The 12,750-nt window shown below is 62.5% G+C and carries 13 protein-coding genes; 7 read left to right on the top strand and 6 right to left on the bottom strand.

Annotation, left to right across the window (positions count from 1 at the left end):
• Window positions 1-151 precede the first annotated feature (151 nt).
• Together C1D09_RS16380 and C1D09_RS16375 are read left to right on the top strand one after the other, a co-directional pair.
• Complete coding sequence (locus C1D09_RS16380) at window positions 152-1,789, top strand: CTP synthase (RefSeq protein WP_020628875.1); 1,638 nt, start codon at window positions 152-154, stop codon at window positions 1,787-1,789.
• Window positions 1,790-1,806: 17 nt separating this feature from the next.
• The gene (locus tag C1D09_RS16375; RefSeq protein ID WP_143975287.1) at window positions 1,807-2,361 is read left to right on the top strand and encodes a DUF1697 domain-containing protein; all 555 of its coding nucleotides are present in this window, start codon (window positions 1,807-1,809) and stop codon (window positions 2,359-2,361) included.
• A gap of 56 nt (window positions 2,362-2,417) precedes the next feature.
• Here C1D09_RS16375 and C1D09_RS16370 read toward each other — a convergent pair whose 3' ends face one another.
• Window positions 2,418-3,875: an NCS1 family nucleobase:cation symporter-1 gene (locus C1D09_RS16370; RefSeq protein WP_143975286.1), complete on the bottom strand. Its 1,458-nt coding sequence runs from the start codon at window positions 3,873-3,875 to the stop codon at window positions 2,418-2,420.
• A gap of 536 nt (window positions 3,876-4,411) precedes the next feature.
• Here C1D09_RS16370 and C1D09_RS16360 point away from each other — a divergent pair.
• Window positions 4,412-4,714: a DUF982 domain-containing protein gene (locus C1D09_RS16360; protein ID WP_143975285.1), complete on the top strand. Its 303-nt coding sequence runs from the start codon at window positions 4,412-4,414 to the stop codon at window positions 4,712-4,714.
• A 422-nt stretch (window positions 4,715-5,136) separates the two neighbouring features.
• Here the strand turns inward: C1D09_RS16360 and C1D09_RS16355 are convergent, their stop codons facing one another.
• Complete coding sequence (locus C1D09_RS16355) at window positions 5,137-5,850, bottom strand: outer membrane protein (RefSeq protein WP_246135768.1); 714 nt, start codon at window positions 5,848-5,850, stop codon at window positions 5,137-5,139.
• A gap of 506 nt (window positions 5,851-6,356) precedes the next feature.
• On the opposite strand from C1D09_RS16355, the gene dusA reads away from it, so the two are divergent.
• On the top strand, window positions 6,357-7,355 hold the full coding sequence (gene dusA / locus C1D09_RS16345) for a tRNA dihydrouridine(20/20a) synthase DusA (protein WP_143975284.1): 999 nt from the start codon (window positions 6,357-6,359) through the stop codon (window positions 7,353-7,355).
• A 2-nt stretch (window positions 7,356-7,357) separates the two neighbouring features.
• On the opposite strand, the gene C1D09_RS16340 is transcribed toward dusA, so the two are convergent.
• Window positions 7,358-8,065 carry a TIGR02281 family clan AA aspartic protease gene (locus C1D09_RS16340; RefSeq protein ID WP_143975283.1) on the bottom strand — a complete coding sequence of 236 codons (708 nt, stop codon included), beginning with the start codon at window positions 8,063-8,065 and terminating at the stop codon, window positions 7,358-7,360.
• 112 nt (window positions 8,066-8,177) lie between these two features.
• A complete protein-coding gene (locus tag C1D09_RS16335; RefSeq protein ID WP_143975282.1) occupies window positions 8,178-8,408 on the bottom strand; it encodes a DUF1289 domain-containing protein in 231 nt (76 codons plus the stop codon).
• Between the two features lie 196 nt (window positions 8,409-8,604).
• Here C1D09_RS16335 and C1D09_RS16330 point away from each other — a divergent pair, with 196 nt between their 5' ends.
• Complete coding sequence (locus tag C1D09_RS16330) at window positions 8,605-9,603, top strand: nicotinate-nucleotide--dimethylbenzimidazole phosphoribosyltransferase (RefSeq protein ID WP_143975281.1); 999 nt, start codon at window positions 8,605-8,607, stop codon at window positions 9,601-9,603.
• Window positions 9,604-9,620: 17 nt separating this feature from the next.
• Here the strand turns inward: C1D09_RS16330 and C1D09_RS16325 are convergent, their stop codons facing one another.
• On the bottom strand, window positions 9,621-10,025 hold the full coding sequence (locus tag C1D09_RS16325) for a GNAT family N-acetyltransferase (RefSeq protein ID WP_246135769.1): 405 nt from the start codon (window positions 10,023-10,025) through the stop codon (window positions 9,621-9,623).
• Window positions 10,026-10,177: 152 nt separating this feature from the next.
• A complete protein-coding gene (locus tag C1D09_RS16320; RefSeq protein ID WP_143975280.1) occupies window positions 10,178-11,698 on the bottom strand; it encodes a sensor histidine kinase in 1,521 nt (506 codons plus the stop codon).
• Between the two features lie 76 nt (window positions 11,699-11,774).
• Here C1D09_RS16320 and C1D09_RS16315 point away from each other — a divergent pair, with 76 nt between their 5' ends.
• On the top strand, window positions 11,775-12,398 hold the full coding sequence (locus tag C1D09_RS16315; protein ID WP_143975279.1) for a thermonuclease family protein: 624 nt from the start codon (window positions 11,775-11,777) through the stop codon (window positions 12,396-12,398).
• Window positions 12,399-12,432: 34 nt separating this feature from the next.
• A partial coding sequence (locus C1D09_RS16310) for a glutathione S-transferase N-terminal domain-containing protein (RefSeq protein ID WP_208760393.1) occupies window positions 12,433-12,750 on the top strand: 318 nt, incomplete at its 3' end.

Raw genomic sequence — 12,750 nt, 5'->3', positions numbered from 1 at the left:
AGCCTGTCCGGTCGTGATCCCTGGACAAACGGAAACCGTTTGCCCGAGAAAACCGGGTTCCACTCTTCGGGATCATGGTCCGACGCCTTCTTGGGAAAAAACCTTCGCGGTGGTTTTTTCTCTGGCGGAATCAATCCAGCCGCGTTAAGCGATGACTCCCATGGCGCGATATGTATTCATCACAGGCGGCGTGGTTTCCTCACTCGGAAAAGGCATAGCCGCAGCGGCCCTTGGGGCTCTCCTGCAGGCGCGAGGCTATCGCGCACGCATCAAGAAACTCGACCCGTATCTCAATGTCGATCCCGGCACGATGTCGCCATACCAGCATGGCGAGGTGTTCGTCACCGATGACGGTGCGGAGACCGATCTTGACCTTGGCCACTACGAGCGCTTCACCGGCCGCTCGGCCAATCAGCAGGACAACATCACCACCGGCCGCATCTACAAGAACATCATCGAGCGGGAGCGGCGCGGCGACTATCTCGGTGCCACCGTGCAGGTCATTCCGCACGTTACCGACGAGATCAAGAATTTCGTCCTCAACGGCAATGACGACTATGATTTCGTGCTGTGCGAGATCGGCGGCACGGTCGGCGACATCGAGGCGATGCCGTTCCTCGAGGCGATCCGGCAACTCGGCAACGATCTGCCGAGAAACAACGCCGTCTACGTGCATCTGACCTTGATGCCCTATATCCCGACGGCGGGCGAGCTGAAGACCAAGCCGACCCAGCATTCGGTCAAGGAACTGCGCGGCATCGGCATAGCGCCCGACATCCTGCTGGTCCGCGCAGACCGTGCCATTCCCAAGGAGGAGCGGAGAAAGCTGTCGCTGTTCTGCAATGTCAGGGAAAGCGCCGTCATCCAGGCGCTCGACGTGCCGCACATCTATGACGTGCCGATGGCGTACCACAAGGAAGGGCTCGATTCGGAAGTCCTGGCCGCCTTCGGCATCGACCCCGCACCGAAGCCGCGCATGGAGCCCTGGCAGAAGGTGTCGGACCGCATCCACAGTCCGGAAGGCGAGGTGACCATCGCCATCGTCGGCAAATACACCGGCCTCAAGGATGCCTATAAATCGCTGATCGAAGCGCTTTCGCATGGCGGCCTGGCCAACCACGTCAAGGTCAAGCTCGACTGGATCGAATCGGAGATCTTCGAAAAGGAGGATCCGACGCCTTGGCTGGAAAAGGTGCATGGAATCCTGGTTCCCGGCGGCTTTGGCGAACGTGGCTCCGAAGGCAAGATCCTGGCGGCGAAATTCGCACGCGAGCGCAAGGTGCCGTATTTCGGTATCTGCTTCGGCATGCAGATGGCCTGCATCGAGGCAGCGCGGTCACTGGCGGGTGTCGAGCATGCCTCCTCGACCGAGTTCGGCCCGACCAACGAGCCCGTCGTCGGCCTGATGACCGAATGGCTGAAGGGCAACATGCTGGAGAAGCGGCGGGAAACCGGCGATCTCGGTGGCACAATGCGTCTCGGGGCCTATCAGGCCGACCTCGCCAAGGGCTCAAAGATCGCCGAGATCTATGGCGACACGCAGATTTCAGAGCGCCACCGCCACCGCTACGAGGTCAATATCGACTATAAGGAGCGGCTGGAGGATTGCGGCCTGGTATTCGCCGGCATGTCACCAGACGGCGTGCTGCCGGAGACGGTGGAATATCCCGACCATCCTTGGTTCATCGGTGTGCAGTATCACCCCGAGCTGAAGAGCCGGCCGCTCGATCCGCATCCGCTGTTCGCCAGCTTCATCGAGGCGGCTGTGGAACAGTCTCGCCTGGTGTAGGCACCCGCCAGGCTCTCATGCAGACCTATGTCGCGCTCCTCTACAGCATCATCCTGGGTGAGGGGCGCCGGGTCGTCATGGCGGACCTCAAGGCGATGGCGGAGGGACTCGGATTGAGGAATGTCCGCACGCTGGCGGCGACGGGCAATTTGGTCTTTGAAGCGCGGGCGACCGACAACGGCAAGTTGGAACAGCGGCTGGAAACGGCCTTCGAAAAAACCTTCGGCCGCCATGTCGACATCATCGTGCGCACTGCCGAGGCATGGCTGAAACTTGTCGCCAGCAATCCGTTTCCGGCCGATTCAGCACAAGCAGGCGACCAGGTGGCTGTGCGGGTAATGCGCAAACCGGCACCTGAGGAGGGCGTAGCGATGCTGCAAGCCTATGCCGCCGAGGACGAGAAGGTATTGCCATGTGCCGGCGACATCTGGGTTGCCTTTTCGCGCGAGAGGCCAACGTCACGGCTGCTCGCCGCGACGAACCACAAACGCCTCGGGATCGGCACCTCGCGCAACTGGAACACGGTTCGCAAGTTGGCCGAGATGGTTGGCGGTAGGGCAGTAGGGCAGTAGGGCAGGAGGACCCTACTCACTTGCTGCCTTACCGTCCTACCGCCTTATTCCCTTGTTCAGGCCTTCGCTGTCTTGGCGCCCGCACCCACGGCGGCGGTGCGCAGCACGTAGTAGATGATGCCGGCGATAGCGACACCGAAGAACCAGCCATAGACGCCCCACCAGGACGGCAGCCAGTTGGTGAAGTTCGGCAGGATTGACGAGAAGACAGCACCGATGCCGGCGGCGAGGAAGGCATTGACGTGCCAGCCGCCCTGGAAGCGGAATTCGCCGTCCTCGCGATACAGCGCCTCGACGTCGACCTCGCCTTTGCGGATCAGGTAGTAGTCGACCATCATGACGCCGAAGATCGGTCCCATCGTCGCGCCGATGATGCCGACGAAATGCGCGGCGCTGCCTTCCCACGGCGCGAAGGGATAGAGCACAAGTGCGATAAGTGCAGCGATGTAGCCGCCCTTCTTGAAGTCGATCTGACGCGGGAAGACGTTGGAGAAGTCGAAGGCCGGCGAGACGAAGTTGGCGACGACGTTGATGCCGAGCGTGGCAACCGCGAAGGTCAGGGCGGCGAGCGCTGCCAGGAACCAGCTGTCGAACTTGGCCGAGATCTGGTCGGGATGCAACAGCACTTCGTGATAGACGTCATAGGCGGCAATGGTGGTGACGCCGGCGACCAGTGAGAACAAGATCAAGTTGACCGGCAGGCCCCAGATGTTGCCTTTGCGCAGCGCGGCCTTGTCAGGCGCGTAGCGGGCGAAGTCGCAGAAATTGAGATACAGCGCCGAGAAATAGGTCACCCAGATCGCCGCGACCCCGAAGAGCGCCGTCCAAGATCCGGGGTCGCCCGGAATGCCGGCATCGGCGGTCTTTTCGCGCAGAACGTCCATCGGAACATCGCTGGTGAAGGCGAAGCTCCCCGATTTGACGCAGAGATAGATGGCCAGGAGCAGCATCATCACCCAGACGGCGGGCCCCGCCCAATCCTGGAAGCGACGCACTGTTTCCATGCCCTTCTGGATGATCAGCAGCTGCAGCGCCCAGATGACGACGAAGCAGATCACCTCCAGGGTGGAATGGCCGAGAAGATGCGAGGTCTTGTTGAATTCGTCGAACCATTGAAGGCGGGTCAACAATGCCACGATAGCGCCGGAGGCCGCGGCTGTCTGCGCGCCGTACCAGAAGCAGGCAACGATGGCGCGCACCAACGCCGGTATATTGGCGCCCCAGATGCCGAAGGAGGCACGAGCAAGCACGGGGTAGGGCACGCCGGTCTTCACGCCGGCATAACCGACCATGTTCATCAGCGCGTAGATGATCAGTGAGCCGATGCCGATGGCGATGATAAAATTGACGAAGCCGCCGCAGAACAGGAACAGACTGGCGGCGAGATAGTAGCCCCACAGGCTGTGGACGTCTGATGTCCAGACGTTGAAGATCGAGAATGGCCCCCAGTTTCGAACTTTGGCCGGAGCGAGATCCTCGTTGTACAGGTCAGGCGATGCGCCTTGTATGGTCACTGCAGTGTCCTCCCCTTGATCGGCCACGCGCCTCCACGCGATGGCCGTGCAGGTTAAGCCTGACGCTGGGGAACCGGCAACCGATCCATTTGCCGGCTTTGGCCTTAAAGATATTCAATGCGAACCGCGATTATCGAAGGGAGGCAATGGTGGGCCGCAGGTGAATACCAACAGTTGGGCTGATTCGAACCCGGGTACCGCTTCTCCGCCTAGGCAATAGCCATGACCCGCTTGTGGTCCTCGACTTCGGACAACAACCAGGCCGCATCATCCTCACCGGCGACGTGCCGAGCCCGCTCAAGCCGCCATCCGGCTGCCGTCTCAGCGAAGATGCCTGTCGCGGTCGAACGATGCCGCACAGAGCGCCGGAGCAGAGGGAGTATCGACCCGGCCGCAAAGTGGCCTGCCACTTCCCCACGGTCTAGCTGGCGACCGAAAGATTTTTTAAAGGTACCGTTTCTGTATGGAACCAACCGCGGGACTGTGCGTTTCATAAGGTTCGATCGGGCGGCATCGCGATCGACCGGGAGGAAACAATGGACTACCTGCATTTCTTTGCGCCTGTGCGAATCTCGCGTGGGCAGGGACACCCTGTAGAAGAAGTGGATAGTGTCGCCGAGGCGATGGTTTTCTTGCGTAAATGGCCGACGGGACGACGTGGGCCGGTGTATCAGTGCGCGCTGAATTGTTGCGCCGCAGCTTTGGCGGGGCAGATGTCGGCGGAGGAGGCCAGGAAGGCATTCACGGGCTTTGCCCGGATCACGCGGCTCCTGGACGACGACATGGCGCTGCCTGTCCCAGGCGAAACCATGGCGGACGTATACGCGCTGCGGCGCTAGCCGCACCCGGATTGCCGAACGCAGGGACTGCGGCCATGCGGCCGCAGTGTGCTGACGTGCTCGTTGGACGTGGCCGGCCGATTTTCTCGGAAGGCCGCCCCCAGCCGAATCGCGCGCGCTCTGCGATAGATCGTGAAGCCCACTATCGAGCAAGTGCCCTTCCGCTTTAGGCGGCGTTCAAAAATAGTCTCCGTTTAATGGTTCTCGGATCATGGCTTGCGGGTCGCGTTCGTCGCGGATCGTTTCGAAGAGGCGGACCCCGCTCTTGCGCTACTCAAAGGCTGGTTCAGGCCCACCACGTTCTCAAGTTTTTTGCAGACTTCAACAGCGCCTAGATAAGCGCCTTCTGATGACAATGGCCGTTTTCCACCAATCGCCGCCATCCCCTTTGTGGGTTCACGGCCTGGTCTGCCCAGGACTCTTCAGAATTTGTAGTTAATTCTGGCGACGACAGTGTTCTCGGTCTCGCGAGCGTTGATCGCGAATGCCGGATTCAGGCTGCTCGCACCATCTTTCGAGCCAAAATCGTAGTAGTTCCATTCGGCGCCAGCGGTCCAATGGTCGCTGAAAGCGTATTCAACTCCGAGGCCGGCAGTCCAACCGACCCGAGATCCGCCCCCAAAAGATTGCAGCAAAAGCTGCGTCTCCGCAAACTTGTACTTGCTGAAGGCGACGCCGGCATCGCCATAGATAAGCACTCGATCGATTGCGTACCCAAGGCGTCCGCGCACCGAACCCAGATAATCCTGCTTGGTTTGGCACACCGACCCTGGCGTGGCCGGGCATTGCTCGTCGCCCTTGACACTCGAGCCAGCGAAGTCCCCCTCGATGCCGATGACGAATTGGTTGATCTGGTAGTTGTAACCGATCTGCCCGCCGTACACGACTCCGGACCCGTTTGTGTTGAAAGGATCGAAGCCCCCCGGAGGGCTTGCCGGCGACCACCGGCTGTCATTCCAGGCGCCTCCGACTTGAGCACCGACATAGAAGCCGGTCCACGAGTATGGCATGGCGGCAACTGGCTCAACGAGGTCGGCCGCCAAAACCGAAGAAGAGGCTGCCAGAAACGCAGCGGAACAGATCAGAGCGAGTTTCAACGCGGTCGTCTCCATATCACCAAGTTCAGCTTTGCTCATTTCCTCGCAAGGAGTCTGCGCTACTTTTGCAACAAACCGAGTTTCTTTAACATGAGGATCGCAGGCAATCGCACCGACGAAGTCCCAAGAGGATACTGACTGTTACTTCCCCGGCTGTCCTTGGAGCAAATCGAGGGCCGCGGCCTTGGAGCGGCGAGGGGACTTGCCTACATCGCACATGTCGTCGATATGAAGGTCGATAAGCTCGCCGAACGATTTCAGCCGCGCTATACGGGACGTGGTCGGCGTCTCACCGCGATCGACCTGGCTTTCGGTTTCGGCGCCCAGCGCCGTCCGTCGTCTCGGCGCTGGAAGGTCTCGCTGCCGTAGCGACCTTTGCGGCGCACTTGGACAGGCCAGAACCGGACGAAAGCTTTGTTCAGGCGGCCATTTGGTCGTGTGCGCTCCGTGTGCACTGAGAGATCGAAGGTGGCGAAAAGGGTCGTATTCTGGCGTAAATTCGGCTTGCGTCTGGCAGGTTCTAACGATTTGATGTTCAAGAAAAAATGCTGAAAACTCAAAAGCATACAGTGGCCGTGGCCCCGATGATGGACTGGACGGACCGGCATTGCCGGTACTTCCATCGCCAGCTGACGAGCCATGCGCTGCTCTACACCGAAATGGTGGTGGCCGACGCGGTCATACAGGGCGCGCGCGAGAGGCTGCTCGGTTTCGATGATGTGGAACATCCGGTCGCGCTGCAGCTCGGCGGCTCGGATCCGGAGAAACTTGCCAAGGCGGCACGTATTGGCGAAGCCTTCGGCTATGATGAGATCAACCTCAATGTCGGCTGTCCGTCCGACCGCGTCCAGTCGGGCACGTTCGGCGCCTGCCTGATGAAGGTGCCCGACCTCGTCGCCGACTGCATCGCGGCAATGAAGGCGGCGGTGGCAATACCCGTCACCGTCAAGTGCCGCATCGGCGTCGACGAACAGGATCCGGAGCCGGCGCTGGATGCGCTGGCGAACGGGGTTTTCGCGGCCGGCGCCGACACCCTGTGGGTGCATGCGCGCAAGGCGTGGCTGGAAGGGCTGAGCCCCAAGGAAAACCGCGACATCCCGCCTCTCGATTATGACAGGGTCTACCGTCTGAAGACCAAAAGCCCGAACGAATTCATCGGCATCAACGGCGGAATTCAGTCGCTTGAAGAAGCGCTGGCGCATCTCGGTCATGTCGACGGCGCCATGCTCGGCCGCGCCGCCTATCACACACCAGGCATCCTGGCCGGCGTCGACGCTGCCTTCTACGGCGCAAAGGCCGAGGCGTTCGATTTCGCCCGGCTGGTCGATGCCATGGCGGACTACGCGGCGCGCCACATCGAACGGGGCGGGCGGCTCGGCCATGTCACCCGCCATATGGTCGGGCTGTTCCATGGGCTGCCCGGTGCACGCCGCTACCGCCAGATCCTGTCGACCGATGCAAACCGGCCCGGTGCCGGCCCCGACGTGCTGAAGGCGGCTTTCGCGGCCGTCGAACTCGGTGGAGGGGCCGCCGAGGCGGCCTGAGCTCAATCCCGCAGGATCATGCGGTCGCCGCGCACGTCGAAGCCCGACAGCGAGCCGATGAAGTTCATGCCGAGCAGGCTTTGGCTCAGCATGCCGGGGGCCGCGACCATCACCGACATGTCCTTGCGCACGATGCCGCCGATCGCCACCGCGTCGGTCTTTACCGCGGCGGCGCGCGCCATGCCGTTGGCTGTCGAAACCGGTATCGTGTAGTTGAGCGCCGCCGGATTGAAGCCGGCAGCCTGGGCATCTTCCGACGTCAGCACAGTGCTGGTCGCGCCGGTGTCGACAACGGCCCGGATCGGGTTGCCGTTGACCAGGATGCGCGCTTCGAAATGGCCGTTGTCGGCCTTGTCGAGGGTCACCGTGGCGTGCCCGTCTTCGACACCAAGCGCCAGCGGGCTGCCGGGAACGAGGCCCGCGGTCACCCGGCTGGCGACGTCCTGCAGTTCGTAGCGGTACTGGTAGCCCGCGATCAACGCCAGCACGATTGCCGCCCAGGCGCCGAAATTCCGGGCCATGTCGCCCAGCGGGCGGCCCGATCGCAGCAGGCCGGTGGCGATCAGGGCGCCGAAGGCGCCAAGCCAGATCAGCCTGCCAAAATCGTAGTTCTCGACGCCAAGCGTGCTGCCGGCGGAATCATTGAGCACAAGCAGGGCCACGCCCACGCCGATCACCGCCATCAGAATCCAGAACAATCGGCTGCTCATCCGTACCTCGCTAGAGCAATTCCAGGAAAAGCGTGAACGGTTTTCCTATAAGAATTGCGTTAAAACAAAGAGTTGGAGCGGTTCGCCGTTTTCCGTGAAACGGTGAACTGCTCTAGAGTGCGTCGCGTTCGCGCGACATCCGGGTGCGGCGCGTTTCGCGGCGCGGCCGGCGCTCGACCGTCTCCAGTCGGGCCGGCAGTTCGGCCATCACATTGCGGCGTGTTTCGGGCGTCATCCCCATCCAGGCGCCGATTTCCTCGCGCGTGCGGCCGCAACCGAAGCAGAAGCCGGTTTTCATGTCGATCGAGCAGACCAGGATGCAGGGGGATTCGATGGCCGTCATGACTTTCTCTCGAGGGATCCGTGCGGACTCCGCTCTCCACCTCCACATGGTGCAAGGGCAAAGCCAATGCAAGCCCTCGCGATAGCGCCTTCCCAAGCCATCTGTGCGGCAAACAAGGCGGATGTTGGGGAGAGGTTGTGCCGATCCCGCAACGCGGCTATGCCGCTGACCAAATCCAGGAATGATTGCTCACGATATGACCAGCGCTCTGCCTTTCGACGATTTTCGCAACCTGCTCGACAATCTGCCGGCAGCCGACCTGAAAGCCGAAGCGCGCGTGCGCACGCTGTTTGCCAGGGCCGACAAGCCAGCGCATTCGCTCGGCCGCATCGAGGACATCGCGGCGTGGCTTGCCGCCTGGAGCGGCCGGGCTCCGCCAGCGGTGACAAGGCCGCTGATGGCAGTCTTTGCCGGCAATCACGGCGTGACCCGTCATGGCATTTCGCCACGCCCGGTGGCGGCAACCGCCAACGCGGTCGAGCTTTGCGCGGCCGGCGGTGCAGCGATCAACCAGGTCTGCATTGCCTATGATCTCGGATTGAAGGTGTTCGATCTTGCCCTGCATGTCCCGACCGGCGACATCTCAGAGGATGCCGCACTCGACGAGCGAGGGTGCGCGGCGACCATGGCCTTCGGCATGGAAGCGATCGCGGGCGGCACCGACCTGCTTTGCCTCGGCGATCTCGGCGTCGGCAATTCCACCGTCGCCGCCGCCCTGCTTGCCGCCCTGTTCGGGGGCAGGGGTGCCGACTGGGTTGGCCCGGGATCCGGCGCCGACGCGGCGATGCAGGTCCGCAAGGCCGATGAGGTCGATGCGGCGCTGGCCTTTCACCACGGCCATCTCGACGATCCGCTGGAAGCGCTGCGCCGGGTAGGCGGCCGCGAGTTCGCTGCGATAGCCGGCGCCATTCTCGCCGCGCGGATGCAGAAGATACCCTTGCTGCTCGACGGTTTCGCCGCAACGGCTGCCGCGGCGGTGCTTTATGTCGCGAACCCCGCTGCGCTGGAGCATTGCCTTCTCGCCAGCCTGTCGCCGGAGCCGGCGCATGCAAGGGCCGCCGAACTGCTCGGCTTCCGCCCACTGCTAGACCTCGGCATAAGCCATGGCGAAGGGGTGGGGGCGGCACTTGGCGCGGGCCTGGTCAAGGCGGCGGCGCTGACCAGTTCAGGCATGGCGGCCGCGGTTCGGATCTAGGCTTCCCGCCCGGCGTATCACCGCCTGGGATTGGGGAGACGATAGACGACCGAGGTGTATTTCGGATTGGAGCGGGTCTCCACGATCGAGCCGCCGAGGCGTTCCGCGATTCTTCGGCTCGCCATATTCTCTTCGGCGACAGGATATTCGAAGCCATCCGGATCGAGTTCCTTGGACGCCCATGCCACCACGGCGGCGACGACCTCCCGACCGATGCCGTTTCCATGGACGTCCTCCCTTATCCAAATTCCGATTTCGGGACAGGCCGTCTTCGCCGCATGCAGGCCGACAAGACCCAGGCAGCGATCGTCCGCCAGCGAGCGCACAACAAAATGCAGATCCGATCCGTCGAGGATCGGCGCCAACCAGGATCGCCATACCTCGGCAAAGGCCGTCGATGATCGAGGTGGTTCCCACTGCATGAAACGGGTTTGCGGGCGTGATGGCGGCAAAGACCTCGTCAGCATCAGCGGCCGCAAACAGCTTGAGGCGAAGCCGCTGCGATTGATTTCGACGCTGCCGGCATCCCAGTCTGCGGTCATTGCGGTCCGCGTTCCCCTTTGAGGCCGGTCGCCTAACGCCGTCGCGCCGCCACCGCCGCGGTTGGCAACGCCGGCAGTTCTTCCATCACGCGGCTCAGCGGGAAGATGGCAATCGCCTCCGTGCCCTCACGTAGCTTGGAATGTAGCTCGAACTGGCCGCCATGCATGGCAAGCAGGCCTTGCACGATCGGCAGACCGAGCCCGGTGCCTTGTTCGGCGCTCTTGATGGCGATCGAGCCCTGGCCGAAAGCCGAGAGCACGACCGGGATCTCGTCCTCGGGAATCCCCGGACCATTGTCCTTGACGGAGATGTATTGCCCCCCGCCCGCCGTCCAGCCGACGCGGACGCGGATCTCGCCGCCGGTGGCGGTGAACTTTATGGCGTTGGACAGAAGGTTGAGCGTGATCTGGCGCACCGCACGCTCGTCGGCGAACAGTCGCGGCAATGTTTGTTCGAAATCCTGGATGACGCGGATATCCTTGTTGCGCGCCTTCAATTCCATCATGTGGCAGCAATCCTCGACGATGTTGAGCAGCATCACCGGCTCTTCGTTGAGCTGGTAGCGACCGGCCTCGATGCGCGACAGGTCGAGGATCTCGTTGATCAGGTCGAGCAGGTGCTGGCCGGAATCATGCACGTCATGGGCATAATCGCGATAGGTGGGATTGCTCATCGGCCCCAGCACCTCGTTCGCCATCACCTCGGAAAAGCCGAGAATGGCGTTGAGCGGCGTGCGCAATTCATGGCTCATCGAAGCGAGGAAGCGCGACTTTGCCAGGTTGGCATCCTCGGCCCGCCGCCGCGCCTCGTCCGACATGGATTTCGCTGTTTCCAGCTCGGCGATCAACGCATCCTTTTCGGAGCGGAACGACAACAGCATCAGCGAGGCACGGTTGAGCTGACGGGCGACATGGACGAAGAACGGCAGCGACAGGACAAGCAGCCCGGCCATGACCGCCTCGACCGGCATCCACAGCCTGGTGACGACATAGGCGTAGAGCGCCACCGGCACGGCGAAAGTCGCCAGCAGCGCGCCGCTCAGGGATGAAGCCATGAGCGCCGTCCCCGCCATGGCAAAAAGCAGCACCACCGCCTTGACCACCTGAAACTGGTCGGCCACGCAGGCGCCGCAGCCGAGCACGACGAACCAACCCCAGCCGAGGCCGCAAAGGAAATGACCGACCAGGAATTCCCGTCGCGTTTGCAATGGGTTAAGCTCGGACGCTTCGGTGCGCTCGATGCGCCGCGCCAGGAAGGCGACGATCGTATAGCAGGTAAGCGTGAACAACGCCCAGAGCCCGATCTCATTGCCCACGCCGCCGAGCCAGCCGGCAGCGGCGATCGCCAGGACAAGCAGCGGGATCGCCACGGCGCCGCTTGTCATGGCGCCGGCGTGGAGTTTCAACAATTCGCGGTCGAAATCGGGATTGCCGGCTTGCTGCGAAAGACGGTCGCGTGTCTTGCGCACCGCGCGCGCGACATCGCTGTTGCGATGCCGTTTCCTGCGGTCCACAATGAACTTGTCCGCTGTGTTCGAGCGTTGCAAGGGCATCAAAAACTTCGATTTATGCGTGCAGCGGTTCCAAGGGGTTAAGCTACGTTCGAATGATTAACCAACCGTTTGCCATATGAGCCGTTCCTGGTCGTCAAGATCGCGCCGGCGGTACGCGGCGCCGCGCCCCAGAAGCCTGTGGCGCAAGATGCTGGACTATGGGCTGACCATCATGATTCTGGGGCTATTGATCCTGTTGGCGGCGCGCCTCGATCGGGTGGAGACGCGCCAGACGCAAGGCGCTGCCATTATCAATGATGGCGATTCGATCACGCTCGGCACTGAGCGGATCCGCATGCGCGGCATCGACGCCCCGGAATACACACAGACCTGCCGCAAGAACGGCGCCGACTATCCCTGCGGCACGCTTGCGCGCCAGTCGCTGGTGCGTCTCATCGCGGGCAGGCCCGTTACCTGCAGCGGCTGGCAGCGGGATCGCTATGGCCGGTTGCTTGGCGACTGCAAGGCCGGCGGCGCCGACCTCAATCGCGCTCAGGTCGAGGCGGGCTGGGCGGTTGCCTTTGGCGACTTCGAAAGTGAGGAAGCGACCGCCCGGGCCGCCAAGGTCGGTATCTGGGCGGGTACGTTCGATCAGCCACAGGACTGGCGCGACAGCCATCACGGCGAGGTGGTAGAGCGAAAACACGGCACGCTGGCGTCGATCGGCGACGCCGCGCGAGAGATTTTTCGCTTCTGGTGAGGCGTATCGGGTTTGGAAGGAAAGGGAGGTCGAAATGAAGCTCTTCGACGGTGGCCGGGCGCCCAATCCGCGGCGCGTACGCGTCTTCCTCGCCGAAAAGGGGATCGCGGTTCCGCTGGTGTCCGTCGACATGGGAGCGCTGGAGCACAGGGGCCAAACGGTGAGCTCCCGCAACCCTTTGCAGCGCCTGCCGGTCCTGGAGCTTGACGATGGCACCGTCATCACCGAATCCGTCGCCATCTGCCGGTATTTCGAGGAGTTGCACCCGGAGCCGGTCCTGTTCGGACGCGGCGCGCTTGGCAGGGCGCAGGTCGAGATGTGGCAGAGACGGATGGAGTTCAACCTGCTCAGT

Origin of the sequence: Mesorhizobium intechi (assembly GCF_002879535.1) — a bacterium.
Lineage (GTDB): Bacteria > Pseudomonadota > Alphaproteobacteria > Rhizobiales > Rhizobiaceae > Mesorhizobium > Mesorhizobium intechi.
This window is presented reverse-complemented; position numbering and strand designations above follow the sequence as displayed.

What these genes read in the sequence shown, in the direction of transcription:
- C1D09_RS16380 (WP_020628875.1), top strand. Translation starts at nt 152, where the DNA reads ATGACTCCCATGGCGCGATATGTATTCATCACAGGCGGCGTGGTTTCC.
- C1D09_RS16375 (WP_143975287.1), top strand. Translation starts at nt 1,807, where the DNA reads ATGCAGACCTATGTCGCGCTCCTCTACAGCATCATCCTGGGTGAGGGG.
- C1D09_RS16360 (WP_143975285.1), top strand. Translation starts at nt 4,412, where the DNA reads ATGGACTACCTGCATTTCTTTGCGCCTGTGCGAATCTCGCGTGGGCAG.
- C1D09_RS16355 (WP_246135768.1), bottom strand. Translation starts at nt 5,850, where the DNA reads ATGAGCAAAGCTGAACTTGGTGATATGGAGACGACCGCGTTGAAACTC.
- dusA (WP_143975284.1), top strand. Translation starts at nt 6,357, where the DNA reads ATGCTGAAAACTCAAAAGCATACAGTGGCCGTGGCCCCGATGATGGAC.
- C1D09_RS16340 (WP_143975283.1), bottom strand. Translation starts at nt 8,065, where the DNA reads ATGAGCAGCCGATTGTTCTGGATTCTGATGGCGGTGATCGGCGTGGGC.
- C1D09_RS16335 (WP_143975282.1), bottom strand. Translation starts at nt 8,408, where the DNA reads ATGACGGCCATCGAATCCCCCTGCATCCTGGTCTGCTCGATCGACATG.
- C1D09_RS16330 (WP_143975281.1), top strand. Translation starts at nt 8,605, where the DNA reads ATGACCAGCGCTCTGCCTTTCGACGATTTTCGCAACCTGCTCGACAAT.
- C1D09_RS16325 (WP_246135769.1), bottom strand. Translation starts at nt 10,025, where the DNA reads ATGCAGTGGGAACCACCTCGATCATCGACGGCCTTTGCCGAGGTATGG.
- C1D09_RS16320 (WP_143975280.1), bottom strand. Translation starts at nt 11,698, where the DNA reads ATGCCCTTGCAACGCTCGAACACAGCGGACAAGTTCATTGTGGACCGC.
- C1D09_RS16315 (WP_143975279.1), top strand. Translation starts at nt 11,775, where the DNA reads ATGAGCCGTTCCTGGTCGTCAAGATCGCGCCGGCGGTACGCGGCGCCG.